This is a genomic window from Marinobacter sp. MIT932201, assembly GCF_047123295.1.
GTDB lineage: Bacteria > Pseudomonadota > Gammaproteobacteria > Pseudomonadales > Oleiphilaceae > Marinobacter > Marinobacter salsuginis.
In genome coordinates this window covers 1,136,943-1,161,553 of the sequence record NZ_CP138917.1, presented here as the reverse complement: position 1 = coordinate 1,161,553, position 24,611 = coordinate 1,136,943, and the positions used below count along the sequence as shown (strand labels likewise).

General features: G+C 57.0%; 23 protein-coding genes. 11 read left to right on the top strand and 12 right to left on the bottom strand.

Translation table 11 applies throughout. The annotated features are described in order from the left end of the window. Position 1: 1 nt before the first annotated feature. The 3 genes from rimM to ffh all read right to left on the bottom strand — a co-directional run bounded on the left by rimM (position 2) and on the right by ffh (position 2,351). Entirely contained in the window at positions 2 to 529 is a 528-nt protein-coding gene (gene rimM, locus SIC15_RS05315; RefSeq protein WP_222466251.1) for a ribosome maturation factor RimM, read from the bottom strand. Between the two features lie 27 nt (positions 530 to 556). Beyond that, positions 557 to 796 carry a 30S ribosomal protein S16 gene (gene rpsP / locus SIC15_RS05310; protein WP_069184097.1) on the bottom strand — a complete coding sequence of 80 codons (240 nt, stop codon included), beginning with the start codon at positions 794 to 796 and terminating at the stop codon, positions 557 to 559. 163 nt (positions 797 to 959) lie between these two features. Further along, a complete protein-coding gene (gene ffh, locus SIC15_RS05305; RefSeq protein WP_349343707.1) occupies positions 960 to 2,351 on the bottom strand; it encodes a signal recognition particle protein in 1,392 nt (463 codons plus the stop codon). A 182-nt stretch (positions 2,352 to 2,533) separates the two neighbouring features. On the opposite strand from ffh, the gene SIC15_RS05300 reads away from it, so the two are divergent. From SIC15_RS05300 to SIC15_RS05280, 5 genes are all read left to right on the top strand, one after another. Continuing rightward, positions 2,534 to 3,340, top strand: coding sequence for an inner membrane protein YpjD (locus tag SIC15_RS05300; protein ID WP_136629334.1), 807 nt, complete (start codon positions 2,534 to 2,536; stop codon positions 3,338 to 3,340). Between the two features lie 86 nt (positions 3,341 to 3,426). After that, positions 3,427 to 4,713, top strand: coding sequence for an HlyC/CorC family transporter (locus SIC15_RS05295; protein ID WP_064227101.1), 1,287 nt, complete (start codon positions 3,427 to 3,429; stop codon positions 4,711 to 4,713). 158 nt (positions 4,714 to 4,871) lie between these two features. After that, positions 4,872 to 5,474 (top strand): Yip1 family protein, encoded by a 603-nt coding sequence (locus tag SIC15_RS05290; protein ID WP_412537221.1) that lies wholly within the window; start codon positions 4,872 to 4,874, stop codon positions 5,472 to 5,474. A 195-nt stretch (positions 5,475 to 5,669) separates the two neighbouring features. Then, positions 5,670 to 7,892, top strand: a complete 2,223-nt coding sequence (locus SIC15_RS05285) for a DUF1631 domain-containing protein (protein WP_412537220.1) — start codon at positions 5,670 to 5,672, stop codon at positions 7,890 to 7,892. Between the two features lie 5 nt (positions 7,893 to 7,897). Next, positions 7,898 to 8,650, top strand: a complete 753-nt coding sequence (locus tag SIC15_RS05280) for an energy transducer TonB (protein WP_136629337.1) — start codon at positions 7,898 to 7,900, stop codon at positions 8,648 to 8,650. Between the two features lie 12 nt (positions 8,651 to 8,662). On the opposite strand, the gene grxD is transcribed toward SIC15_RS05280, so the two are convergent. Continuing rightward, positions 8,663 to 8,989, bottom strand: coding sequence for a Grx4 family monothiol glutaredoxin (grxD, locus tag SIC15_RS05275; protein WP_008176261.1), 327 nt, complete (start codon positions 8,987 to 8,989; stop codon positions 8,663 to 8,665). 238 nt (positions 8,990 to 9,227) lie between these two features. Here grxD and argF point away from each other — a divergent pair, with 238 nt between their 5' ends. Both argF and SIC15_RS05265 read left to right on the top strand, forming a co-directional pair. Continuing rightward, on the top strand, positions 9,228 to 10,142 hold the full coding sequence (gene argF, locus SIC15_RS05270; protein ID WP_412537219.1) for an ornithine carbamoyltransferase: 915 nt from the start codon (positions 9,228 to 9,230) through the stop codon (positions 10,140 to 10,142). Between the two features lie 3 nt (positions 10,143 to 10,145). Then, the gene (locus SIC15_RS05265) at positions 10,146 to 11,219 is read left to right on the top strand and encodes an ABC transporter ATP-binding protein (RefSeq protein WP_412537218.1); all 1,074 of its coding nucleotides are present in this window, start codon (positions 10,146 to 10,148) and stop codon (positions 11,217 to 11,219) included. Positions 11,220 to 11,228: 9 nt separating this feature from the next. On the opposite strand, the gene glpK is transcribed toward SIC15_RS05265, so the two are convergent. From glpK to SIC15_RS05250, 3 genes are all read right to left on the bottom strand, one after another. After that, a complete protein-coding gene (glpK, locus tag SIC15_RS05260; RefSeq protein WP_412537217.1) occupies positions 11,229 to 12,710 on the bottom strand; it encodes a glycerol kinase GlpK in 1,482 nt (493 codons plus the stop codon). A 258-nt stretch (positions 12,711 to 12,968) separates the two neighbouring features. Continuing rightward, complete coding sequence (locus SIC15_RS05255) at positions 12,969 to 14,588, bottom strand: ATP-binding protein (protein WP_412537216.1); 1,620 nt, start codon at positions 14,586 to 14,588, stop codon at positions 12,969 to 12,971. Between the two features lie 22 nt (positions 14,589 to 14,610). Then, positions 14,611 to 15,348, bottom strand: coding sequence for a response regulator (locus SIC15_RS05250; RefSeq protein WP_412537215.1), 738 nt, complete (start codon positions 15,346 to 15,348; stop codon positions 14,611 to 14,613). A gap of 247 nt (positions 15,349 to 15,595) precedes the next feature. Between SIC15_RS05250 and SIC15_RS05245 the strand changes: the two genes are divergently transcribed. Together SIC15_RS05245 and SIC15_RS05240 are read left to right on the top strand one after the other, a co-directional pair. After that, positions 15,596 to 16,357: a GNAT family N-acetyltransferase gene (locus tag SIC15_RS05245; RefSeq protein WP_412537214.1), complete on the top strand. Its 762-nt coding sequence runs from the start codon at positions 15,596 to 15,598 to the stop codon at positions 16,355 to 16,357. Between the two features lie 17 nt (positions 16,358 to 16,374). Beyond that, a complete protein-coding gene (locus SIC15_RS05240) occupies positions 16,375 to 17,235 on the top strand; it encodes a lysophospholipid acyltransferase family protein (protein WP_412537213.1) in 861 nt (286 codons plus the stop codon). Here SIC15_RS05240 and SIC15_RS05235 read toward each other — a convergent pair. The 4 genes from SIC15_RS05235 to SIC15_RS05220 all read right to left on the bottom strand — a co-directional run bounded on the left by SIC15_RS05235 (position 17,153) and on the right by SIC15_RS05220 (position 21,695). Further along, a complete protein-coding gene (locus SIC15_RS05235; RefSeq protein ID WP_008176279.1) occupies positions 17,153 to 17,623 on the bottom strand; it encodes an FKBP-type peptidyl-prolyl cis-trans isomerase in 471 nt (156 codons plus the stop codon). The two genes, SIC15_RS05240 and SIC15_RS05235, sit on opposite strands and share 83 nt — an antisense overlap. After that, positions 17,623 to 19,833, bottom strand: a complete 2,211-nt coding sequence (locus SIC15_RS05230) for an acetyl-CoA hydrolase/transferase C-terminal domain-containing protein (RefSeq protein ID WP_412537212.1) — start codon at positions 19,831 to 19,833, stop codon at positions 17,623 to 17,625. Before SIC15_RS05230 ends, SIC15_RS05235 begins: the two co-directional genes overlap by 1 nt. Positions 19,834 to 20,109: 276 nt before the next feature. Beyond that, positions 20,110 to 20,433, bottom strand: a complete 324-nt coding sequence (locus SIC15_RS05225) for a hypothetical protein (protein ID WP_412537211.1) — start codon at positions 20,431 to 20,433, stop codon at positions 20,110 to 20,112. 224 nt (positions 20,434 to 20,657) lie between these two features. Further along, on the bottom strand, positions 20,658 to 21,695 hold the full coding sequence (locus tag SIC15_RS05220; protein ID WP_412537210.1) for an NADP(H)-dependent aldo-keto reductase: 1,038 nt from the start codon (positions 21,693 to 21,695) through the stop codon (positions 20,658 to 20,660). A gap of 126 nt (positions 21,696 to 21,821) precedes the next feature. Between SIC15_RS05220 and SIC15_RS05215 the strand changes: the two genes are divergently transcribed. Together SIC15_RS05215 and SIC15_RS05210 are read left to right on the top strand one after the other, a co-directional pair. Continuing rightward, entirely contained in the window at positions 21,822 to 23,030 is a 1,209-nt protein-coding gene (locus SIC15_RS05215) for a glycosyltransferase family 4 protein (RefSeq protein ID WP_412537591.1), read from the top strand. Next, positions 22,996 to 23,544, top strand: a complete 549-nt coding sequence (locus tag SIC15_RS05210; RefSeq protein ID WP_412537209.1) for a phosphatase PAP2 family protein — start codon at positions 22,996 to 22,998, stop codon at positions 23,542 to 23,544. The genes SIC15_RS05215 and SIC15_RS05210 overlap by 35 nt, the downstream gene beginning before the upstream one ends. Here SIC15_RS05210 and dinB read toward each other — a convergent pair. Further along, the gene (gene dinB, locus SIC15_RS05205) at positions 23,541 to 24,605 is read right to left on the bottom strand and encodes a DNA polymerase IV (RefSeq protein ID WP_412537208.1); all 1,065 of its coding nucleotides are present in this window, start codon (positions 24,603 to 24,605) and stop codon (positions 23,541 to 23,543) included. The genes SIC15_RS05210 and dinB overlap by 4 nt on opposite strands. Between the last annotated feature and the right edge of the window lie 6 nt (positions 24,606 to 24,611).

Here is a 24,611-nt window from a genome sequence, read left to right as displayed (position 1 = left end):
GTCAGAACTCCGGATCCCAGTCCACCACCATGCGCTTTGAATCCAGATCAACATTCTGGACAACTTCGCCCGGCAGATACGGAATCAGACGCTCACGTTGATCGATGGAACCTGCCGTAGCTTGTACCACCAGAACATCGTTGGACCCGGTTTCCATGAGATGGTGCACTTTACCAAGGCACTCATCATCGACCGTATACACATCAAGGCCCTCCAACTGAAACCAGTAAAACTCGCCTTCAGGGAGTTCCGGCAACTCAGCTGTCGAGACCCTGACCTCGGCACCGCAGTATGTGCGAGCCAGATCACGGTCATTGATACCTTTAAGCCTGACGACGATCCCCTGCCCCTGGCGGCGGCCCTCCTCAAGCTTGGCCGGAATACGTTTGCCATCCAGATCGAGCGTCCACTCGGGATAGTTCAGTATTCCTTCCTTGGGGTCAGTGTAAGAGAAGACTTTAAGCCACCCCTTGACCCCAAACACCGAGGTAATCCGGCCGATCACAGTTTCCTGCGAATTCTGTGTCATGCCATAAACCCCGGCGTCAGCGCTGTCTTACTCAGCAGCCTTCAACAGCTGTGCAACGCGCTCACTGGTCTGTGCGCCCTGACCGAGCCAAAATTCAACACGGTCACGATCAACACGCAGGCGCTCTTCCTGGCCGCGGGCGACCGGGTTAAAGAAGCCAACGCGCTCAATGAAACGACCGTCGCGGGACTTGCGGCTGTCGGTGACTGTCAGATGGTAGAACGGGCGCTTCTTGGAGCCACCACGAGCCAAACGGATTGTTACCATTTAACCAATATCCTGTTCTGTTGTACGAACTTTGTACGATTCACGCCTGCTGAAGACCAGCTGACGCGAAGACCCATACTCGAAAGGGGCGCTATTCTATGCTAAAAAAGCGCCAAAGAAAACAGCAAAACCGGTTGTTTCCCCGTTTTCCATGTAAGGCTTTTTACATACGGCCAAACGGAGGCATACCGCCGCCTCCACCGCCGCCCGGGGGCATCATGCCACCCATGCCGCGCATCATATTCGCCATGCCGCCCTTCTTGCCAAACTTTTTCATCATCTTCTGCATTTGCTTATGCTGTTTAAGAAGACGATTCACATCCTGGATCTGGGTTCCGGACCCGGTGGCAATCCGACGCTTGCGGGAATTGTTGATCACATCCGGATAACGGCGCTCTTTAGGTGTCATCGAACAGATGATGGCTTCCATCTGCCCCATGGACTTGTCATTCACCTGTTGTTGCGCCATCTGAGCCATCTGCCCCATGCCCGGCAGCTTGTCGAGCAGACCACCGATGCCACCCATATTCTTCATCTGCTGCAGCTGATCGCGAAAATCCTCCAGGTCAAAACTCTTGCCCTTCTTGATTTTCTTGGTGAGCTTCTGGGCCTTTTTCTGGTCGAGCTTGCGCTCCGCCTCTTCGATCAGCGAAAGCACGTCGCCCATACCAAGGATCCGGGACGCGACACGATCCGGGTAGAACGGCTCAAGGGCGTCGGACTTTTCACCGACACCCAGGAACTTAATTGGCTTTCCGGTGATGTGGCGAACAGACAGGGCGGCGCCGCCACGGGCATCGCCATCGGTTTTGGTCAGCACCACACCCGTCAGCGGCAGAGCGTCATTAAATGCCTTGGCGGTGTTGGCCGCATCCTGGCCGGTCATGGCGTCAACCACAAACAGGGTCTCAACCGGGTTGACCGCCTTATGCAACCTGCCGATTTCGCCCATCATCTGTTCATCGACATGCAGCCGACCGGCGGTATCAAGAATCACCACATCAATGTGCTTTTTCCTGGCCGCTGCGATGGCGCCCTCGGCAATATCCACGGGGTCCTGATCCGCACTGCTCGGGAAGAACTCTACACCAACATCGCCAGCAAGAGTTTCAAGCTGGCGGATCGCGGCAGGACGATATACGTCTGCACTGACCACAAGCACGGATTTCTTCTGTCGCTCCTTGAGGAAACGGGACAGCTTGGCGACGGTCGTGGTTTTACCTGCACCCTGGAGACCGGCCATCATGACCACCGCCGGCGGCTGGACATTCAGGTTGAGGGACTCGTTGCCCTCGCCCATTACCCGCTCCAGCTCCTGCTGGACTACTTTCACAAAGACCTGGCCTGGCGTCAGACTGCGCTGAACCTCCTGACCAATAGCACGCTTGCGGACGCCCTCGACAAAGTCCTTCACAACTGGCAGGGCGACGTCCGCCTCCAGCAGCGCCATCCGCACTTCCCGAAGGGTGTCCTTTATATTGTCATCAGTGAGGCGCGCCTGGCCGGAAATCTTGCGCAGACTGCCGGAAAGTCGGTCTTGGAGGTTCTCAAACATGTTGCTCTTCCGTACCTCGGATAAATTGAGTGCGTGAATCGGCAGAGCCGGCGACGACTCCTTGATTCCAGTTGCATAATCGCGACATTATAACCAGACTATCGCCCTGAAACGACCAGCCCGGTCAAATCGGCGCAAACCAGCGCCGATCCCCAGTCAGAACAGTGGTTAATAAGGAAGTCATGGGAACGCTGATTCTCGCGGTCACCTCTCTTTTTCTTTACAGCGTCGGTACCGCGCTGCAGGCCCTGCATTTCAGAGGCCGGGTTCAAAGCAACATTGCCATTACTACCCTGATTGGCGTTCTCGCCCTGACCAGCCACGGACTTCTCATTGGCCAGACAGTCCACCACGACGGCGGCTTCGATTTCAGTTTTTTCAAAAGCTCCGTGCTTATTTCCTGGCTGATCGTCTTCCTTCTATTGGGACTCAACCTTAAAAAGCCGGTGCAAAGCCTGTTTCTCGGCGTGTACCCCCTGGCAGGCCTCACCATCATTCTTGCTCTTGTTACGCACGGCCCCTCGAGACTGGTGTCGGAACAAAGCTATGGCATGCTCTCCCACATCGCACTTTCGGTGACAGCCTACAGCCTCTTCAGCCTGGCGGCCATCCAGGCAGTCCTTCTTTATTTCCAGAATCGCCAACTAAAGCACAACTACAACAGCCTGCTGGTTCGTAACCTGCCACCTTTGCAGACCATGGAGTCCCTGCTGTTTGAAATGGTCTGGGCAGGCGTTGTCATGCTGATCCTGGCAATAGTGACCGGCGCCCTCTTTATAGAAGATCTTTTTGCCCAGAACCTCGCTCACAAGACCCTGTTCTCGATTCTCTCCCTTCTGGTTTTCGTGGCGCTACTAGTCGGCCGTTACACAAAAGGCTGGCGCGGCATTACTGCGAGCCGATGGACACTCGCAGGCTGCGCACTGCTGATGCTGGCCTTTTACGGCAGCAAGTTTGTGCTGGAGCTGATCTTCCAGCGCGGCGGCTGACCACCTGGAGCCCCCGGTATTCTCTTGACACAACACTCGCCAAAACCCTATTTTCGCTACTTGTCAGCAATATAAGGACACCTCTTTTGAACGAAACATCGCTTACCGCGCTGTTTATCCTCCTGGTCGGACTGATCCTGCTCTCCGGTTTCTTCTCAAGCTCTGAAACCGGGATGATGTCCCTGAACCGATACCGCCTGAAACACATGGCCAAAACGGGCCACAAAGGTGCCAAGCGCGCCCAGGGTTTGCTGCAACGCACTGACCAGTTGATCGGCGTAATTCTGATTGGCAACAATTTCGTCAACATCTTTGCATCGTCGATCGCAACCGTTATTGCCATTCGCGTCTGGGGCGATGCCGGCATCGCCATCGCCACCATACTGCTGACAATCGTGATTCTGATCTTCGCGGAAGTCACCCCGAAAACCCTGGCGGCGCTGTTTCCCGAGAAAATCGCCTTTCCAGCCAGCTACATACTTGGGCCACTGCTCAAAATCCTCTATCCCATCGTCTGGGCCGTAAATCTGTTTACCGGCGGCATACTGAAACTTTTGGGGGTTTCCGCCGCCGACGCCGCCAACGACCACCTTAGCCGGGAAGAACTCCGAACCCTGGTGAACGAGGCCGGCGCCCTGATACCAGCCAAACATAAGGACATGCTTGTCAGCATTCTGGATCTGGAGAAAGTGACCGTAAATGACATCATGGTGCCGCGCAATGAGGTGGTCGGTATCGACCTGGAAGATGACACCGACACGATCCTGCGACAGTTGCGCAGCAGCCAACACACGCGGCTTCCGGTTTACAAGGGCGACATCAATAACATTCAGGGCATACTGCACCTGCGCAGCGCCTCGAAGCTGCTTCAGCAGGACGAGATCAACAAGGCCATGATCATGCAGCTTTGCCAGGAGCCCTATTTCATTCCGGAAAGCACGCCCCTGAACACCCAGCTGATCAACTTTCAGAAGGGTCGGCGCAGGTTTGGTGTTGTCGTAGACGAGTACGGCGACGTGCTGGGTCTGGCAACCCTCGAGGACATACTTGAAGAAATCGTCGGCGACTTCACGACAGACTATGCTGCCACCAGCCCGGACATTATCCCGCAGGACAACGGAACCTTTATTATCGATGGCACCTCTGCGGTGCGCACGATCAACAAGACACTGGGCTGGAAACTCCCCACGGACGGGCCGAAAACGCTCAATGGCCTGATCACAGAAACCCTTGAGAACATCCCCGACACCAACGTTTGCCTGAAAGTGGACGGCCACCGGGTGGAGGTTCTTCAAATCAAGGACAACGTCGTGAAAGCAGCCATTGTGCACCCGAAAAAACGCAAAAAGCGCTCACTGTCACTGAAACAGTAACCCCCTGAAACCTCCCTCCGGATAGCGCTATAGACTCTTCGGTTATAGCGCCCCACATTCTAGAAAGATCAAAATTTAACCGCCAGCTTGACCCCCGTTGATCCCCCACCAACACTGAAGGAGCGTGCGAAACAAAAACAATCACAAGGAATACGTCCATGAGTCTGACACACACGTTTGGCCTGCTCGCCCATCCTGACCAGGAGTGGGAAGCGATCCGCAATGAATCCGAGTCCGTCACAAAGCTATACGCCGGCCATATCCTGTTATTGGCACTGATTCCAGCGGTTGCCGGTTTCATAGGAACAACCCAGGTAGGCTGGCAGATTGGTGACGGCCAGATTACGAAGTTGTCGGTGACGAGTGCGCTACAGCTATCGTTGCTTTTTTATGGGGCCATGCTTGCCGGCATCTTTGTGCTGGGCAAGTTCATTGATTTCTTTGCAGCCACTTATGACGCATCGGAGCGAACGCCCAGAGGCGTGACCCTGGCCGCCTACACAGCGACCCCCATTTTCCTGATCGGACTCATTGCCGCTTACCCGAACATCTGGGTGAACATGCTGGCAGGCCTAGTAGCTGTTGCCTATGCAGTCTACTTGCTTTACGAAGGCCTACCTATCCTGATGAAAATACCCGCGGAAAAGGGCTTCATGTTTGCCTCATCAGTCCTGACTGTGGGTCTGGTAATGTTTGTCGCTCTGCTTGCCATCAGCGTCGTCATCTGGAGCATGGGTATCGGCCCGGTCTATGTGAGTTGAAAGAAAACTCATTGGCAAGTCAGCAAGCTGCATGAGGGTGCCTTTCCGGCACCCCATGTTTTTTTGAATTTGCTCTCACGTTAGCGTTTGGTCATGTTAACTTTGGATAAAATGCGGTAAATTTAACCAATAACGAGAATTCAAGGATTACCCGCTCGGTCATGTATCCGGTTGAGGCGTAAACAGGAGTCTGCCATGAACAAGCAGTCCGGCATACATTACCTCCGCGAGCACAGGGAAGCCGGAAGTAACAGACCGGTTCCTGCGGAGGTCACCCGCATCCGGGACACCGTTGTCGCCGGACTCGGTGATTTGCTGCAGGGCGCCTTCGACGCCGTCGACGATTCGCTGTTCGAGTTGGCCAACAATGCCCGCAGCAATAATGAACAAAACCGGTATTTCGAAGCGATGCGTGAAATACGCATCAAACGGAAGGGTGTAGAGCGGCACTTTCAGAACACCGTAGCCCAGTACTTCGCCAATCCCCCTCATACCGGCCCGCTTCAGGAGGAAAACCTGAGCAAGCAGGCCAACGCAGATACTCTCTCCCTGGTTGGCAATGACGACCTGGAAGAGCAGGTTGCGCTCAACGCCATGATCACCAAGGCGAAAGCGCACTTTCAGGGCCCCCTGCTTCAACTCCAGACCCGCTTCAGCCAGGTGTACCCGGAAGCCACCGAAGAATCACCGGTGAATCCCATGGCACCTGAACATCTTTGCAGCGCCTTTACTGAGGCGATACAGGCTCTGGAAATCCAGATTCGGGAACGTCTGATTCTGCTGAAGCAGTTTGACCGCTACGTTGTCTCCAATCTGGGCATGCTTCTGGACGAAGCCAATCGCATACTGATTCAGGCCGGCATCATTCCGAATTTCAGGTATCACGGAAAAGCCGGTAAGCAGCACGAGGCCGCCCGATCTGAGGCTGCCAGCAGCGATAAGGAGGAAGGACCATCCCCTGATGCCAGCGCAACGCAGAGGGCTGCGGAAACAGGCAGTGGTGCTGTTTTTGAGCAGATCAGGCAGATGCTGGCGCGTCAGCGCGCCAATGCAGGCATACCGCCCCGAGCCTCGGATCCAAATGTCCGGGTTATTGGCGACGCGGAGCTGGCAAGCCTTCTCAATTCGTTACCGCTCTCTGGTGCCCGGCAGGACCAGAACAACCTGAGTGCGGGCGAACCGGTCAGCGTTGATCTTCATCAACTGGTACAACAACTACTTTCCCAGTCCGATACAGGAGACGGCCGAAAACCGGCGCTGAACGAGGTTGATGAAGATCTCATCAACCTCGTTTCCATGTTGTTCGAGTTTATTCTTGACGACTACAACCTCTCGGCTCCGGTTCAGGTATTGATAAGCCGGCTTCAGATTCCGATCCTGAAAGTGGTCATCAGGGACAAGAGCTTCTTCAGCCAGGCTACACACCCAGCCAGACGACTTCTAAATTCCCTGGCAAGAGCAGGCATTGGCTGGAGTAGCAGCGACGAAAAAGCCAAGGACAAACTCTACGGACAGATTCACAACATTGTGCAAAGGATTCTCAACGAATTTGACGGTGACGTTACCTTATTCGAAACCCTCAACCAGGAATTCGAACAGTTTCTCGAACGGGAGAACCGCAAGGCGTCCCTGGTGGAGCAGAGAACCCGAGAGTCAGAGCGGGGCCGAATCAAATCCCAGACCGCTCAACAGACCGTCGACAACCTGTTAAAGCAAAAAGTCTCGCGGTACAAGCTTCCCGAATCGATCCACGACATCCTGATGAATGGCTGGAGTCGTGTGATGTTTCTCGCCTATCTCCGTGACGATGTGGAGCACCGATGGAACGCGACCGTCAAGGTTGTCGACGATCTTATCTGGTGCCTGCACCCTCACCAGGAAGACGACGAAAGAGACCAGTGGGTACGCGTTGTTCCAGGCCTGCTGAAGTCACTTCGATCAGGGTTGGAGGAAGTGTCCTATAACTCATCCAGGCTGGATGAGATGATGGGCCAACTCAAGCACCAGCTGGCCGAAGCATTCCGCACAAACGCTGCAATCGAAGCGCTTCAGGATTCGCCTGAGGAGCCAGAGGAAGAAATTGCCACCGTTCACCAGACAGCGGTTGAACGCCAGCAGGAGCTGGAAGACGCTGCGATCGCCGAATATGTTGCTCAGATTGACGGCATTGAAATCGGCAACTGGGTCGAGTTCCGTCTCGTCAATGGCGCCAATTTCCGGTGCAAGCTGTCCGCTATCATTGATGAAGCAGACTGCTTTGTCTTTGTGAACAGGATGGGACTGAAGGTTATTGAAAAAACCCGGGTTGAACTGGCTCATGAAATGCGGCGCGGCCGGCTGACCCTGCTTGAGCAGGGGGCGCTGATTGACCGGGCCCTTGATGCGGTCGTCGGCACCCTGCGGAGCAAGACTGCCTGACGCCAATGCCTGAAAAAAGCAGTCCACATGTCCTGCCGGCTCCTTACCGTCTGGGGTTGGCAGTATCTCTGGCACTATTCCTCCACACATTGCTGCTGTCAGGTATCCCGGCCCCCGTGGAAGAACAGGCGGTCACCCATAAGGACAGTGTCCGTTTCGAGCTGGTACCTCGGGGCGCTCGTGAAACCACAGCGAATACGCCTGAGAACTCCAGCCCGAGCCCGACCACATCAAGGATTCCACCTTTCGAGATTGATCCTCCGCGCCCCGAATCCGCTCCGGAGCCGGAGATTGTCACTACAAATCAACCGCAAACCACAACACCGAGTGAGCAGACTAATACCCGTTCTCCCGAAAGCCCGGCGGCCGAAAAAAGCATCAGCGCCAATGCCGGTGCAGAGCCAGAGCCGACTCCGGAAAATCCAGACGAGAAGGTAACACGGATCACTGAGTCGCCGGCCGAACTGGACCCTTACGTGGTCAAGTTGGCCATCCACCTGGCACGGGAGCTGGAAAAACTGAGAGTACCGGCTTTAAGGGATTTGACCGAGACAGTGGCCATGGAAGTGGAACTGCAACTGCTGGCAAATGGTGCCCTGACCCGGGCAAAGGTGCTGAGTTCTACAGGTATCAGGACTATCGACGAAGCTGGATATCGGGCGGCTCTGGCAGCGAGCCCCTACCCCCAGCCACCGAAAGATGGCGAAAACCGAAACCGCTTCGAGGTCGAACTGTTATTTACCCCGAAACGGCTCTGATCAGCAACGATATCAGGCTTCTGCCTGCTTCGCGGCCTCTTTTACAAGCTTGGCCAGTTCACCGCTCTCGGACATTTCCAGAACGATGTCACAACCACCAACCAGCTCACCGTTGATATAGAGCTGGGGATAGGTCGGCCAGCTGGAGTAAACCTTGAGGGCCTCACGAAGCTCCTGGTTATCCAGGATATTCACAAAAGCAAAGCGCTCGCCGCAAGCCATCACTGCCTGTACCGTCTTGGCAGAGAATCCACACTGTGGCGCCTGAGGGCTACCCTTCATGTAAAGGATGATCGGATTCTCTTCGAGCTGGCTTTTGATAGTTTCATTGATATCCATGAACATTTACCTCTGTTGGAACAGTCTTGCCACACGGCTATTTTCCTGGCGTTATTGTACACGGGTGCCGAACCCCTCACCAAACACCTTGATTTGACCTCGCGCAACGCCTGCAGTTCCAGCCCTGTTACAGCGTTGTCATACCTGCTTCGAAGGGCTAGACTTGATGCCCCATTTTTTCAGCCAACGTTCAGGCAATCCCGCCAGCTGCGGGGTTCGTTGAGATAAGGGCCATCCCATGGCGGCAAGACATTTTCTGACATTGAATGACATGACAACCACCGAGCTGGAAAGCCTGGTTGATCATGCCTCGGCATTGCGCAAGGAGTGGCGGCAAGGCAAGGTTCGGGACTCCCTGAAAAACCGGGTGCTGGCGATGATCTTCGAGAAATCGTCTACCCGAACCAGAGTGTCCTTTGAAGCCGGCATGGCCCAGCTTGGTGGCTCCGCAATGTTCCTGTCGCCCAGGGATACGCAGCTTGGCCGCGGTGAACCTATTGAAGACTCCGCTATCGTTATATCCAGCATGGTGGATGCGGTGATGATCCGCACCTTTGCCCATGAAACCGTGGAGCGGTTCGCAGCAGCATCCCGGGTCCCGGTAATTAATGCCCTGACCGACGATTTCCACCCCTGCCAGCTGCTGGCTGACATGCAGACTTATCGTGAGCACCGTGGCAGCATCCGTGGTGCCACGGTGGCCTGGATCGGCGACGGAAATAACATGTGCCACTCATACATCAACGCTGCCGCCCAGTTTGATTTCAACCTGAACATTGCCTGCCCCGAAGGTTACGAACCGGCCGAGGCACTGCTAAAGGACCACGGAGACCGGGTCAAGGTCGTTCGGGATCCCGCAGAGGCAGCCCGCAACGCCCAGCTTCTGGTAACCGATGTCTGGGCCTCCATGGGCCAGGAAGACGAGCAGAAGGCTCGCGAAAAAGCATTCAGTGGCTATCAGATCAACCCGGAACTGCTTGCTCTGGCCGATAAGGATGCGCTCTTCATGCATTGTCTGCCTGCCCATCGTGGCGAGGAAATCTCCGCCGATATGATGGAACACCCCGCGTCCGTGGTCTGGGACGAGGCCGAAAACCGTCTGCATGCACAGAAAGCCCTGCTTGAATTTCTCATCCTGAATCGTCTGGACTAATTCATGAGCATAACCGCGCAATCTCCGGCAGACTGGCTGCTTGAGGTCAATAACCTGTCCTGTGGTTACGGCGGGGATTCCGTGGTCAAGGACGTCAGCTTTGCCCTGAGTCATGGCGACATCGGCTGCCTTCTCGGCCCCAGCGGCTGCGGCAAAAGCACCATACTGCGCGCCCTCGCTGGTTTTCTCCCGCTCAGCGGTGGCGAAATCTGCCTGCAATCACAGACCATCAGCCTGCCTGGGCGCACGTTACCGCCGGAAAAACGGCGAATCGGCATGGTGTTTCAGGATTACGCGCTGTTTCCACACCTGACCATTGCTGACAACGTGGGGTTTGGCCTGCGCAACCTGAAAAAGGCAGAAAAGCGCCAAAAGGTCATGGAGCTGCTTAATGTTGTGCACCTGCAGGACCTGGCCGACAACTACCCCCACGAACTATCCGGCGGCCAACAGCAACGGGTTGCTCTGGCACGCGCCCTGGCACCCGAACCGACCCTGATCCTGCTGGATGAGCCTTTTTCCAACCTGGACGCGGATCTGCGCCGGCGCCTGAGCCTGGATGTACGGGAAATTCTCAAGACTCTGGGCATCAGTGCCATCCTGGTCACCCACGACCAGCAGGAAGCCTTCGCGATGTGCGATCAGGTCGCGGTGTTGCGGGACGGCAGGATCCAGCAGTGGGATGTCCCCTACAACCTCTACCATGAACCGGCGAATCGTTTCGTGGCCAGTTTCGTCGGCCAGAGCGGCTTTATCCCCGGCACCGCCCTCGGGCCGGACACTATCGAATCCGAACTGGGCGTGATCCATGGTAACCGGGCCTACCGATGGGAGCCCGGCACCCTGGTGGACGTGCTGATCCGCCCTGATGACATTGTCCACGACCCTGATTCGGATCTGCAGCCAAAGGTCGTTGAAAAAACCTTTGCCGGCACTTCAACCCTGTACCGTTTCCGGTGCTCCGAAGACACGGAATTCGAGGCCCTGTTCCGCAGCCACCTGGATTTCAATCTGGGCGAGCATGTTCCGGTGCGAGTCGAGGCTGATCACCTGATCGCCTTCGAACGCACCTCCTGAGGCCACCAACTAGTTGTTGCAGACCCGCTCAACGGCATCCAGCCAGCCAGCATAAAGCGATTCTCTCAGAGCCGGGCGCATTTCGGGGTGGAACTGCCGCTCGCATTCCCACAGCCCGGAAATCTGTTCAAGACTATCGAAAACACCGGTCTGAAGCCCCGCAAGGTAGGCCGCGCCAAGAGCGGTCGTTTCTGTTACCCGCGGCCGATCAACGGTGACATTCAGTATGTCGGCCAGAAACTGCATCACCCAGTCGTTCACCACCATACCGCCATCCACGCGCAGCGATTCAAGTCGGGCACCATCGTTCTGAATCGCACGCACCAGATCCTTCGTCTGATAACAGACCGACTGAAGGCCTGCGGTAACAATCTCGCCAATTCCAGTATCCCGGGTCAGGCCCATAATGGCGCCGCGTGCGTGCGGGTCCCAATGAGGTGCCCCCAGACCGGTAAACGCCGGGACCAGGTACACCGGATTGTCGACTCCGACTGCCTCCGCGTGGGCCGAGGATTCATTGGCGTGAGAGATCAACTTGAGCCCGTCCCGCAGCCATTGCATGGCAGCACCGGCGACAAAAATGCTGCCCTCCACCGCGTAACAGGGCTTGCCGTTCAGGCGATAGGCCATGGTCGTCAGCAGCCGGTTCTCGGACCGAACGGCGTCATCGCCGGTGTTGAGCATAAGGAAGCAACCGGTACCATAGGTGCTTTTGGCCATGCCAGGACTAAAGCACGCCTGCCCTACCAGGGCCGCGTGCTGATCTCCAGCAATACCGGCAATCATCACCGGAGCACCTAACCACCGCGTTTCAGCAGTGCCATAATCTGCAGAGCTGTCCAGAACCTCTGGCAAAAGGACGCGGGGTACACGGAAAAGGGCAAGAAGGTCGTCATCCCAGTCTTGCTCGTGAATATTGAAGAGGGCGGTTCTTGACGCATTGGTGGCATCGGTAAAGTGGGATTTGCCACCAGTCAGATTCCAGAGCAGCCAGCTGTCCACAGTCCCGAATGCCAGTTCACCGGAATCGGCCCGACGCCGCGCACCTTCCACGTTATCCAGAATCCAGGCTATCTTGGTGGCCGAGAAGTAAGGATCAATCAACAGCCCGGTACGGTCGACAACCATGTCCTCATGGCCGTCAGATTTCAGCTTGGTGCACCAGGACGCCGTTCGTCGATCCTGCCACACAATGGCGTGGTAGATCGGCTCGCCAGTTGCCCTGTCCCAGATTACCGTTGTTTCTCGCTGGTTGGTGATGCCAATGCCCGCCAGTTCTGAGGCTTCGATGCCTGCTTTTTCGAGCGCTCCACGACACACCGCCAGGGTGCTGTCCCAGATCTCTCGAGCATCGTGTTCTACCCAGCCGTCTCTGGGGAAATACTGGTGAAATTCCTGCTGATCGCTGGCAACGCTGTTTCCCGTTTGGTCGAAGACAATGGCTCGGGAACTGGTTGTCCCCTGATCGATGGCAAGCAGATAACGGGTCATGAATGGCCTCCTGTTGTTTTCGAGGATTCTAACAGCAGAGCAGCCGGTAAAGGGTGACCGATACGGAATTTGGGAACAGGCATAAAAAAAGGGCCGGAAAGACCGGCCCTCAAATGACGAATGAAACAAGGAAAGTTCGTAAGAACTACAACCTCAAAAGTCATCCCTTACGCATCCGATTATTCATCAGGCAGCGGAAAACTTCCGTAGTGCTTGTGTAGTCGCATTGTTACATCAGGTGAGGCAATGAGCCCTGCATCACACAATTGAGTCCACAGGTTTTTTTCTAGGCCAGACCAGGCTGAATTTTGCGCCCCCAAGCGTGTCGCTTCTACTGACAAAAGCGTGGCCCCCATGCCAGTAGAGGATGCGGCGTACAATAGACAAACCAAGGCCGTAACCTCCGGAAGTACGGGTGCGACTGTCATCCAGACGGGCAAACGCGGTGAAGACTTTCTCCCAGTCGTCCTCGGGAATGCCGGGCCCATCGTCCTCAACGTCGATGCGGCAGTTGTCCTCATCAAAGTGGCAACTTACCAATACCTTGCCCGCAGCATAGCGGCCGGCATTGCCCACCAGATTCTGGATCGCCCGATGCAGGTACCGAGGCTCGATATCCGACAACGCCCAACGCTCGGAGATCTCATCAATGTTCCCCTCAATATCCAACTCGGGCCGAACCATCTGCTGTTCAGAAACCACCTGACGGACAATATCGGTGACCGAATTTTCCTGAAGCGAAAATACCGGACCACCCTGCTCCAGTCGGGCGTAGGTCAGGATCTCGTCGATCAGCTCGTCCAGCTCCTGGATATCGCCATCAATGCCATCCAGTTGCTTCTGAAGCGCAGCCTGGTCCTGGCAGTCTTCAATCATCTGGACGCCAAAGCGAATCCTGGCCACCGGGGTACGTAATTCGTGAGATACGGCATGGATCATTTCCCGCTGCACCTGTACCAGGCGCTGTATGTGCTCGGCCATCCCGTTGAATGACGAGGCCAGACGCGTCACCAGCGTCCCTTCGCCGGTCTGGACCCGGGCACCCATTTCGCCACGGGCGATTCGCACCGCCACAGACTCGACAGTTCTGAGATTGCTATCAACCTCCCGGAGTGCGAGGAACAGGGCGACAGCCAGCACCCCACCCAGCACCAGCACCAGCAGCAGGACAACCGGCCATGCCCAGGCATTGAACGCAGGGGGCATATCGATCCGGTAAAGCTCGCCATCGGCAAGCTGGACAATCACCCGGCCGCAACCGTCCGAATCGTCGTTATAGAAGGCAAGACCACGTTCGGCAACCTGATCCAGAACGTCCGGGTCCGGTAACAGGTCGGCATCGTCCAGAGGGTAGACTTCCACGTTGAGAGACCGGGCCATCTGAGAGGCAACATTCAGACGATCGTCCACCGAGGCTGAATCGAGATGCCACCGGAAGATCAGTCCTATGGTCTCTGATACGTCCCTGTATGGCTCGCTCAGACGAAGTTGCAAAACCTCCCCGGCAAGCCCGGTAACCAGTACCCGATATCCCACGTCACTCTCGATACCAACCACCTGGCCGTAACCAAGCCGCTCCAGGGCCACCGGGGACAGGTTGAACCGGGAAGGAGCGCCGACGCGAAGATCCACTGTCGATGTAAGCCAATGATACTGCTGAACGGGCGCCGGAGCAGTCGCCAGCCAGCGCATCAGGGGCTCAGGAAATCGTTCGTGCCAGAACTGCGAGCGTACCGTATTGATACCGGTGAACAGCAGGACACATAACAGGACCACCAACGCAGTCAGGCCGGCAAGGCGGGCGTAGAGCTTGAGAAAGAACTTCAGGGGCATGATACCAACCCTGGCATGGAACACCGGCGTGCGGGCGAAGGGCACACCGGCTCCAAAGACTGAATCGTCAGGCTTCCTTTACGAACAGGTAGCCTTTGCTGCGAACGGTCTTGATGCGCCGCGGATGGATGGGGTCATCGCCGATTTTGGGACGAATCCGGGACACGCGAACATCAATGGAACGGTCCTGACCATCGTACTCAATGCCGCGCAACGCGGTGAAGATCTCTTCCCGGCTGAGTACGCGACCGGCGTTGCTCGCCAGTAACCAGAGCAGATCAAATTCGGCACTGGTCAGATCGATGCTTTCATCATTCAACCAGGCTTCGCGCATGGAGCGGTCTACGACCAGATCGTTGAACTGGAGACGCACCGGTTCTTCGCCGCCTGCCTCGTCACCCGCACTCTGCCCGGTCTCGGTAACCCGACGCAGCATGGCACGTATGCGTGCCAGCAGAACCCGCGGCTTGACTGGTTTGCCGATGTAATCATCCGCCCCCATTTCCAGACCAAGCACCTGATCCAGATCATCAGTGCGGGCAGTCAGCATAATGATTGGGCCGGAATAGAAGGGGCGCACCCTACGGCAAATAGACAGCCCGTCTTCACCCGGCAACATCAGATCCAGCACCACCAGATCAGGCTGTTCGTTACGGATCCGCTCTACTGCGGGGCCGCCGTGAGTTTCCAGGGAGACAGTCAACCCGTTGCTTTCAAGGTATTCGCGGGTTAATTCCGCCAACCGCTCGTCGTCTTCGACAATCAGAATTCGCCAACTTTCGTTTGTCTGTTCCACGCCATCCATCTCTGGTTTTGTTATTCCGGTTTCAGGTCATTCTGTGTACCTGACAATACAGGCAACCTGCTGTAACAGCAATTATACATGCTATTCAGAAATATACATGGAACCGGTGCTTCGTTACACCCTGTGACACAGCTCCCGCAAACGCCCATTCACCCCCTGGTGTCACAGACACGTCACGTCGCGGTCACCGATGTGTCATACCGGCTTCATAGGCTTGTCGGGAAATGGAAACAAAAGAGACGACGCCATGACCACACAAACCGCGAAAGCCCGCCGCAGCGCCCGTCGCCTGAAAACCGACATGACCCGATGCCCGAAACAGGTTGAGGCCGCCCAGCGGCTGCGTTACCGGGTCTTCTCGGAAGAGTATGGCAGCGATCTGGGCGCACAGACGCCAGGAATCGACGCCGACGAGTTCGACACCGTCTGTGATCACCTGATCGTAACCGACCTGGATTCCGGCGATCTGGTCGCAACCACCCGAATCCTGCATCAGGCAGACGCGCAAGCCGTTGGCGGGTTTTACTCCGCCGGCGAGTTCGACCTGAGCGCCCTGTACAAACTCCCTGGAACCATCGCCGAACTGGGTCGCACCTGCGTTCACCCGGACTACCGCAACGGTGCAACCATCAGCCTGCTCTGGTCGGCAGTCGCCGAATATCTGGTTGAACGCGGTGTTGACTACATGATCGGCTGCGCGAGTATCGGTATGTCCGACGGAGGGCTGAAGGCCTGGCGCATCGCCCGCCATCTCCAGAACGAATACCTGGCCGACCCGGCCTTTGTGGTCAAACCGCTCCGGGCAATGCCGCACCTGACCCACACCCGGGACAACGATCGCCCTGTGGACGTCCCCGCCCTGATCCGAGCCTACATGCGCCTCGGCGCCCGGGTCTGCGGTGAACCCTGCTGGGATCCGGATTTTCGTTGTGCGGATTTGCTGGTCTTGCTGGAAGTCAGCAAACTGGCCGGCCGCTACAGCCGACACTTCATGCGCACGGCGTCCTGAATCCTGGGGGTTGATCAATGAACTGGCTGAGACTCTGCGTTCGCGTGACGGCCTTTGTGGCCTTTCTCGCGGCCACCACCCTATTGGCCGCCGGTTTGCGGATCACTGAAATGGTTACCCGCAAAACCATTGATCGTACCCCCTGGGCAAGATTCTGCTTCCGATGGGCCTGCCGATGCCTGGGACTGAACATTCATCAGCACGGCTCGCCATCGAACGATACCGTACTATTCGTCAGCAACCACATCAGCTGGTCGGATATTCCGATTCTGGGAAGCCTCGCGCCGATTCGCTTCCTGTCGAAAGCGGAGGTCGGCCAGTGGCCGCTCATTGGCTGGTTGGCACGACAGGCCGGCACGCTCTTCATTCATCGCGGGGGTGGCCAGGCTCGACGCGTTCGGGGACAGATCATCGAGAATTTGCAGGCCGGAGAGAATGTCCTGGTATACCCGGAAGGAACCACCAGCGCAGGCCTGACCGTATTGCCTTTCCATGGCCTCTTGCTCAGGGCCGCCCCGGAAAGCAAAACACCAATCCAGCCAGTGACCATTACCTATCGCAGAGACGGCCGACCTGACCATCTGGCTCCCTTTATCGGAGAGGATGAGTTCCACAGCCACCTGCTGCGAATGCTCAGACAGCCCTCTGCACGGGTCGACGTTGTTTTCCACGAACCGGTGCAATCGCCAGAGGAAGTGCCGACCGCGGAGCTGGCCGCCAGCCTGCGACAAACAGTGCTCGACGGCCTAACGCGGGTTTACAGTGGCAAGTTCGACCAGCAGGAAACAAATCTGCTCAGAACAGAGGACGTCCCTGGGCTACCTCATCTTCCGTCGCTTCGCGGCGGCCGACGATCTCCAGATCGAAGTACAGGGTGAATCCCGCCAGTGGGTGATTGGCATCCACCTTTACCAGGTTGCCGTCGATCCCGACAACCTGCACGATCTGCGCTTCATCGCCGGTATTGGTCTGGAACTTCATACCAATCTGCAGGTTCTCAATGCCCTCGAACAATGAGCGCGGCACCTTGCGCACCAGTTCCGGCTTGTGTTCGCCATACGCCATGGCGGGTGGCACCGTTACTTCCAGGCAATCCCCAACATTGCGGTCTTTCACCGCCTGCTGGATTCCCTCAATAATCTCAGGGCTGCCGTAGACAAAGTGCAGAGGCTCACTGCCCTCGGAAGTATCAACCAGCTCGCCGATCTTGTTTTTCAGTACGTAGTGAACGGTAAAAACGTCGGGTCTTGCTTGTGAAGCTGTCATCAGGTTTTGGAGTTTCCTGTATCCGGTGGTGTTTCGAGCTGCTGCAGGCCATGAATAACCAGTCGCTGATCCAGCTTGTCCCGCAATCCTGAAGGGTCGCTCAGCCCCATGCGCTCAAGCAGGGCTCCATAACGGCCTTCGTCATCCCGGGCCCGGAGGGCCTGTAACAGGGTTGATATTTTACCACGACGAGTGGCCGTTGCGGCCTTGAGCCCCTTAAGGGCTTTCCCCAACGTCAGCTCTTCGTCGGTAAAGTCCCTGCCAAACGGGAACGGCGGGAACAGGCTGGCATCCCCCGCAGCCGCAACAGCGCGCCGAATTGCTTGCGGCGTGTTGTTACACCAGTCGGCAGGCAGCTTGAACCCGGGATCCACCTTCCCTGCCTTCTGGGCTTTTTTCAGGAGTTCCTGCTGGAACCGGGAGTCGGCAATGCGGATCAGCCGGAGGAAAACCTGCTCGTCGGACTGCCCCCTCAGGTCAGCAATTCCGTACTCGGTGATCACAATATCCCGCAGGTGCCGGGGAATGGTGCAATGACCATAATTGAAGACAATATTGGAATGCACCTTGCCGTGGGATGAGCGAGTGCTACGCAGCGACAGGATCGAACGGGCGCCCGGCAACTCGTGGGCCATGGCAACGAAGTTGTACTGACCGCCAACACCGCTGACCACACGGCCATCCTCAAGGCCATCCGATACTCCGGCGCCGTTGAGGGTGTACATCATGGCCGAATTGATAAAGCGGCCATGAACGCGCTGCGCGGCTTTCAGCTTCTGGTCACCAAACGGGTGATCGTACAGGTGGTTGATGAAATTCACGCTGGTCATGCAAATTTTTGCACGCTGCTCGTCGTTCATCTCGCGGAGGTACTGGTAAAACTGCTCGGGACCAACGTAAAAACCGCCGTGCATGGCGATACCACCCGTCAGCCGCTCACCAAGAATCAGCGTTTCGATGGCCTCGCGGGCTTCCGGGTTATCCAGGTCACCCTCCACCGACTGGTCTCCAACCCGTAGCCGGCCGCCCTTGAATTCAACGGACTCCCGGAAAATCCCATGCCGTGCGAGCCAATGGACATCCTTTGCCCGGAGTGGGCTATCGATCAGCTTCTCCCGCCGGAGGACATCCAGCGTCTCGAGCGAAACCTCCTCGCTGATGTCACCACGATTGAGCAACGCCTGAAGACCAGCATGATCGTACACTTCACGGCTGAGTATGCCTTCCTGCATCAGGTACAGAAAACCATCCACCATCATTTCGCTGCAACCATAAAGCCCTTTTTCGAAGGGCCCTGTGCCACCATCTTCCCTGACCACCGGAAACTTCTGGTCAACGTTCAGATGATCAAACACTTTCCGCCAGGCATCGTTGTGACTGTGCCGGAGGATCGCGCTGTGGACCAGAGCAGCGCCCAGCGAGCCGATACCAACCTGAAGGGTGCCTCCATCCTTTAACAGGGTACTGGCATAAAACCCGATCATGTGGTCTTCCGGGCTGACCGACATCTGGGGGGCCGAGAACAGCGGGTAATCGCTGGAGGGTTGATCCAGCAGCACATCGAAACGGTCTGCCTCGATGGCCGCATGGTGTCCTAGCCAGGGAAGATTTTTGTTCATCTCGGCCACCAGAGCAACCGGCGAGCCGGCTGCTTCCCGCTCCCGCAGCAGCGGAATCAGGTCCAGGGTCAGGTCGGGGTTGCAACTCAGGCTGACTAGCCCGGGCTGTCCGTGCGCTTCGCCTGGCGCCACCATCTGGGCGACCACGTTGACCCCAACAGCCATCAGATCGCGAACTGCGTGGGTGTAGTTGGTACAAACATAATGCCGTTGCTGGGAACGATTGTTCAGGTAACTACCGGCCTTGAAGAAGAATTCCGAGACCTGGACATTTTGGGGAAGGCGATTGGCGGAGACATCACGGGCATAGGCCAGTTCCGGGATTCGACCATAGAGGCGCTCTACAAATGGCCCCATGAAGCGCTTCTCCAGTGAGGAACCACCCTTTGGCGCCAACAGCGACAGCGCCGTCACAATACGCAGACGAATTTCCGGATCGTCCTTGGCCCGTTGGTACAGCGCGTTCACGAAGCGGACCGGCTTCCCGAGCCCGAGCGGCAACCCCAGTGTGATTTCCTTGCCAACCCGGCGAATCACCTCATCAACGCAGGCATTCACATCATTCGATAACTGCCCTCTATCACCCGCCATTACCAAGCTCCTTATCGGCTAATCAGCATGTTAGTGTCCCGTCTGGTTAGTTCGCTGACCTACTGCGTTGCGCTGACTCGATTTGGAACCACCAAACCTTCGCCATCGCGCCTTGCTCTCAAGGCTCTCAGTGGCTCAGTAGGTCAGCGAACTAACCAGACGGGACACTAGCGGCGATGATCACACGTCGATCGGACACAGACAATGCGCCAGATCATGATTCTGCGGTTTGTCCGATTTGGGGGAGTCAGGGGCTGAAGAACAGGGGTTTGAGTTTCAGAAGTTCCACTTCAGATTCAGGCAGGCGCCCTCATTCAGAAGTGCAATGCCATGGTCAGCCTGTGCCGGATCAGATGCGTAGTGTTTGCCGGAGTGCTTGGAACGGGTAAGCGTCAGGCTCAGCAAGCGGGAACCGATTTCAGTAAAGGCGTCAGAACTCTCCTCTTCGAAATCGCCGGATACCCGTTCCTGCACTTCGAAGATCTGCTCGCTGGTTGTCGTGCTCTCGACCTGCTCGAATACGCGCTCGGACGCTTCGGCGCGAACGACGAAAGCAACGAGATTGAGAGCGAGTAATGCGACAAAGATGCGAATAATCATGACACTGCCTGAGACCTTTTTTCCGACACGGGAGTCTACGGATACCTTAGGCTTAAGTCTAATGATTACAGGCCGGAAAGATGTGAATCTGCACACAAAGACGCCGACTTTTTGTCACGAGATCAGCATGTTTTTGTCAATTTATGATCCCCGATATTTCAGAGTGTAACAGCGCCTCCGGCCAGCGCCTGATGACCGGAGGTAAAAGCCGAAAACCAGCGAACTCAGGGACAGGGATAAGTGAACTCCTGATGGATAGACTCAATAGCTTCGAGTACTGATGGGCTAAGAGAGATCTGCGCCGACCCGATGTTCTCCCGCAACTGCTCCATGGTCGTGGCACCGATGATATTGCTGGTTACGAAACTGCGGCTGTTAACGTACGCCAGCGCCATCTGAACAGGGGACAAGCCGTTTTCACGGGCCAGCTCGACGTAAGCCCGGGTGGCATCCATACCACGACCACTCGTATAGCGGCTGAAACGTTCGTAGAGGGTCATTCGGGCTTTTTCCGGCCACTTCCCGCCGAGGTATTTGCCAGACAACATGCCAAAGGCCAGGGGCGAGTAAGCCAGCAAGCCGGCCTGCTCCCGGTGGGCGATTTCCGCCATCCCCACCTCGAATGAACGATTCAGGAGATTATAAGGATTCTGGATACTGGCCACCCTCGGCCAGCCCTTCTGGCCAGCCAGGCGGAGGTACTCCATAGTGCCCCAGGGTGTCTCATTGGACAGCCCGATGTGCCGCACCTTGCCAGAGCGCACCAGTTCATCCAGTGCCTCAAGGGTTTCCTCGATGGGCGTGAAGGACTCCTCGGGGTTGTGTTCATAGCCAAGCTTGCCGAAAAAATTCGTGCTGCGATCCGGCCAGTGCACCTGGTAAAGGTCGATGTAATCCGTCTGCAGGCGTTTGAGGCTGGCGTCGCAGGCTTCATGAATGTGATCGCGGGTAAGGCGGGGGCCATTACGCAGGTACTTCAGGCCATTGCCCGGCCCCGCTACTTTGGAGGCAATCACCAGTTCGTTGCGTTTGCCTCTACTGGCAAGCCAGTTTCCCAGATAGGTCTCGGTCAACCCCTGGGTTTCCGCCCGGGGCGGAACGGGGTACATCTCTGCGGCATCAATAAAGTTGATGCCCTCGTTTACCGCGTAATCCAGTTGCTCAAACGCCTCCTTTTCGGTGTTCTGTTCACCCCATGTCATGGTACCCAGGCAAATCAGGGTAACGTCGAGATCCGTCTTGCCAAGCTTTCTCGTTTGCATATCGTCTCCGATTCGGTTCGGTTAACGGGTAAAGGGAATGTCACGGGAGTGTCGCATAACTGTCATGCCAGCTTTTCATAGTAGGGGCATGTCAAAGGAAGCACAGGAAACACCGTGACCGAGACCATGCAGGCCACCCGGCGCCAACAACACATTACCATTGTTTCGGAGACTTTTCCGCCGGAAATCAATGGTGTGGCAAATACGCTCAGGCATCTTTGCCAGGGGCTGATGCAGCGTGGGCATCGGGTGACAGTTATACGGCCACGGCAGCAGCATGAGCGCAAAGGCAACTTTGCCAGCGCCGGCGAGGCCCTGTTCACCCGTGAGCATGTGGTGACCGGATTGCCTCTGCCTGGCTATGCGGACCTGCGTTTTGGCCTCGCCCGGACCAGCCACCTGAAAAAACTCCTGGCCGGCGACCGCCCGGACGCAGTCTATGTTGCCACCCAGGGACCACTGGGTGTCGCTGCCACATCAGCTGCGCGCCAGACGGGTATTCCGGTCAGCTCCGGCTTCCACACCAACTTCCACAGCTACAGCCGCTACTACGGCGTTGGCATGCTTGAGCGTTTACTGTGTCTCTACGGCCGCTGGTTCCACAATCGCACCGCCATCACCCTGGTGCCCACCCGAAAAATGCAGCAGACGACAAAAGCCATGGGCATCCCGGCAACCGGTCTCTGGAGTCGGGGCGTCGACTGTCACCGCTTCACGCCCCATAAGCGTGACAGCGCACTACGAGAATCCTGGGGATTGCAGGCCAATGACCGCGCCATCCTTTATGTGGGTCGGCTCGCGCCGGAGAAAAACCTGCGCATGGCGGTCGCCTGCTTTGAACGCATCCGCGGCCTTCATCCCCAGGCCAGGTTCATCCTTGTTGGCGACGGCCCGCTTCGGCGTCAACTGGCCGAGCGCCACCCTGATTACGTGTTCTGCGGCACCCGGCGGGGAGACGACCTGGCCCGACATTATGCCTCGGGCGATCTGTTCCTGTTTCCGAGCAAGACCGACACCTTTGGCAACGTGGTACTGGAGGCCATGGCCAGCGGCCTGGGTGTTGTCAGCTTTGACGACGCGGCAGCAGCCGAACACATCCGCCACGAGGAAAACGGCATGAAGGTGCCGCTGGATCAGGACGAGGCTTACGTCGACAGTGCACTCCGACTGGCCGATCAGCCGACCTTGCTGAACCGTATCAGGGCCCAGGCAAGGCTGGACGCCCTGGAACAGAGCTGGAAGTCCCAGATCGAACAGTTTGAACAACTGGTTTTCAATCAACCCGAAAAGGCCGGATACCATGCCATCAACAAGCAAAGCGTCTCGCTTCTTTGAACTGGCAGACCAGCGCGAATTCGCTTTCTGCCAGACTATTAACCGGGCTGTTCGTTTCCGGCCAGTCCTCGGCTATTTCCGGCTGGTAAGCCGACTGGGTGACGGCTGGTTCTGGTATGCCCTGATCCTGTCGATCCCTTTTCTTTATCCGGCCTCGGGGCCAGGGCTAGCGCTGCTCATGGCGCTGACCGGCCTTGCCTGTACCGTCAGCTACAAGCTTCTGAAGCGCTGGCTAATCCGGGAACGCCCTTTCATTTCCTTTCCTGCCATCGACTGCAGCACACCACCCCTGGATCGCTACAGTTTTCCCTCCGGCCATACCCTTCACGCTGCCTGCTTCCAGGTTATGCTCACCCTGGCCGAACCGGCGCTGGCAACGATAGTGCTGCCATTTACCCTTAGTGTCGCCGCATCACGGGTAGTCCTGGGGCTGCACTACCCCAGCGACGTCGCCGCGGGCGCTCTGATCGGCGGGCTGATGGGCTACATGGCCATGAACTGGCTGCACTTCTAATCAAACAAACGCAACTGGGTGACCGGGGCGTCATCATTGCGAAAACGCACACCGAGACCCAACAGCCGAACCGGTCGCTGCCGGTTGGTCACCAGTTCCGCCAGCAGCGGCAGATAATCTTCCAGGGTGGGCTCTTTGATCTGTTCCCGGACCCGCTCCAGGGTATGGGTTGAAAAATCACTGTAGCGGATCTTGATAAAGAGTTTATGGATCGGCTTCCTGCGCGCCTTGCGCGACAGACGAAGGTTGAGGTCGGCTACCAGGGAGGCCATAACGGTTTCGCAGGCGGCCATGTCCGGCAAGTCCTGGGAAAAGGTCCGCTCGACGCTGACTGACTTGGCGATCCGCGACACCACGACGGCCCGGTCATCCCGGCCGTGGGCCATTTCGTGGAGGCGGTAGCCCTGCTTCCCGAAGCGCTCGATTAACACATCAGCCCCAAGCGCCTGCATGTCCCCGCAGGTCTTGACCCCCAGTGCGTGGAGTTTCGAGGCCGTCACCTGCCCTACCCCGAACAGCTTTTCCACCGGCAATCCCTGCACGAAACCTTCAACGTCCTCCGGGCGGATCACAAAGAGCCCGTCCGGCTTTTCCCAGTCGCTGGCGATCTTGGCGAGAAATTTATTGGGCGCCACGCCGGCGGAAATGGTAATACCCACTTCCCTGCGTACCCGCTCCCGTAGGTGTCGGGCCATTAGCGTAGCGCTGCCCTTGTGATCGGTCACATCGGAAACGTCCAGAAAAGCTTCATCCAGAGAGAGCGGTTCCACCAGATCCGTCATTTCCCGCAGGATCGCCATCACCTGCTGTGAGACCGCCCGGTAGCGTCCCATATCCGTCGGGACGGTCACCAGTCCCGGGCAAAGGCGACGTGCCTCGCTGCCGGGCATCGCCGAACGCACACCGTAAGCTCGGGCCTTGTAATTGCAGGTAGTTACCACGCCCCGTCCACCATCACCGCCCACTGCCAGCGGCACCTCCCGGAGGCTGGGATCGTCCCGCATCTCCACGGCCGCATAGAAGCAGTCACAATCCACATGGATGATCTTGCGTTGTGGCATAATCAG

What these genes read in the sequence shown, in the direction of transcription:
- rimM (WP_222466251.1), bottom strand. Translation starts at nt 529, where the DNA reads ATGACACAGAATTCGCAGGAAACTGTGATCGGCCGGATTACCTCGGTG.
- rpsP (WP_069184097.1), bottom strand. Translation starts at nt 796, where the DNA reads ATGGTAACAATCCGTTTGGCTCGTGGTGGCTCCAAGAAGCGCCCGTTC.
- ffh (WP_349343707.1), bottom strand. Translation starts at nt 2,351, where the DNA reads ATGTTTGAGAACCTCCAAGACCGACTTTCCGGCAGTCTGCGCAAGATT.
- SIC15_RS05300 (WP_136629334.1), top strand. Translation starts at nt 2,534, where the DNA reads ATGGGAACGCTGATTCTCGCGGTCACCTCTCTTTTTCTTTACAGCGTC.
- SIC15_RS05290 (WP_412537221.1), top strand. Translation starts at nt 4,872, where the DNA reads ATGAGTCTGACACACACGTTTGGCCTGCTCGCCCATCCTGACCAGGAG.
- SIC15_RS05285 (WP_412537220.1), top strand. Translation starts at nt 5,670, where the DNA reads ATGAACAAGCAGTCCGGCATACATTACCTCCGCGAGCACAGGGAAGCC.
- SIC15_RS05280 (WP_136629337.1), top strand. Translation starts at nt 7,898, where the DNA reads ATGCCTGAAAAAAGCAGTCCACATGTCCTGCCGGCTCCTTACCGTCTG.
- grxD (WP_008176261.1), bottom strand. Translation starts at nt 8,989, where the DNA reads ATGGATATCAATGAAACTATCAAAAGCCAGCTCGAAGAGAATCCGATC.
- argF (WP_412537219.1), top strand. Translation starts at nt 9,228, where the DNA reads ATGGCGGCAAGACATTTTCTGACATTGAATGACATGACAACCACCGAG.
- SIC15_RS05265 (WP_412537218.1), top strand. Translation starts at nt 10,146, where the DNA reads ATGAGCATAACCGCGCAATCTCCGGCAGACTGGCTGCTTGAGGTCAAT.
- glpK (WP_412537217.1), bottom strand. Translation starts at nt 12,710, where the DNA reads ATGACCCGTTATCTGCTTGCCATCGATCAGGGGACAACCAGTTCCCGA.
- SIC15_RS05250 (WP_412537215.1), bottom strand. Translation starts at nt 15,348, where the DNA reads ATGGATGGCGTGGAACAGACAAACGAAAGTTGGCGAATTCTGATTGTC.
- SIC15_RS05245 (WP_412537214.1), top strand. Translation starts at nt 15,596, where the DNA reads ATGACCACACAAACCGCGAAAGCCCGCCGCAGCGCCCGTCGCCTGAAA.
- SIC15_RS05240 (WP_412537213.1), top strand. Translation starts at nt 16,375, where the DNA reads ATGAACTGGCTGAGACTCTGCGTTCGCGTGACGGCCTTTGTGGCCTTT.
- SIC15_RS05235 (WP_008176279.1), bottom strand. Translation starts at nt 17,623, where the DNA reads ATGACAGCTTCACAAGCAAGACCCGACGTTTTTACCGTTCACTACGTA.
- SIC15_RS05230 (WP_412537212.1), bottom strand. Translation starts at nt 19,833, where the DNA reads ATGGCGGGTGATAGAGGGCAGTTATCGAATGATGTGAATGCCTGCGTT.
- SIC15_RS05225 (WP_412537211.1), bottom strand. Translation starts at nt 20,433, where the DNA reads ATGATTATTCGCATCTTTGTCGCATTACTCGCTCTCAATCTCGTTGCT.
- SIC15_RS05220 (WP_412537210.1), bottom strand. Translation starts at nt 21,695, where the DNA reads ATGCAAACGAGAAAGCTTGGCAAGACGGATCTCGACGTTACCCTGATT.
- SIC15_RS05215 (WP_412537591.1), top strand. Translation starts at nt 21,822, where the DNA reads ATGCAGGCCACCCGGCGCCAACAACACATTACCATTGTTTCGGAGACT.
- SIC15_RS05210 (WP_412537209.1), top strand. Translation starts at nt 22,996, where the DNA reads ATGCCATCAACAAGCAAAGCGTCTCGCTTCTTTGAACTGGCAGACCAG.
- dinB (WP_412537208.1), bottom strand. Translation starts at nt 24,605, where the DNA reads ATGCCACAACGCAAGATCATCCATGTGGATTGTGACTGCTTCTATGCG.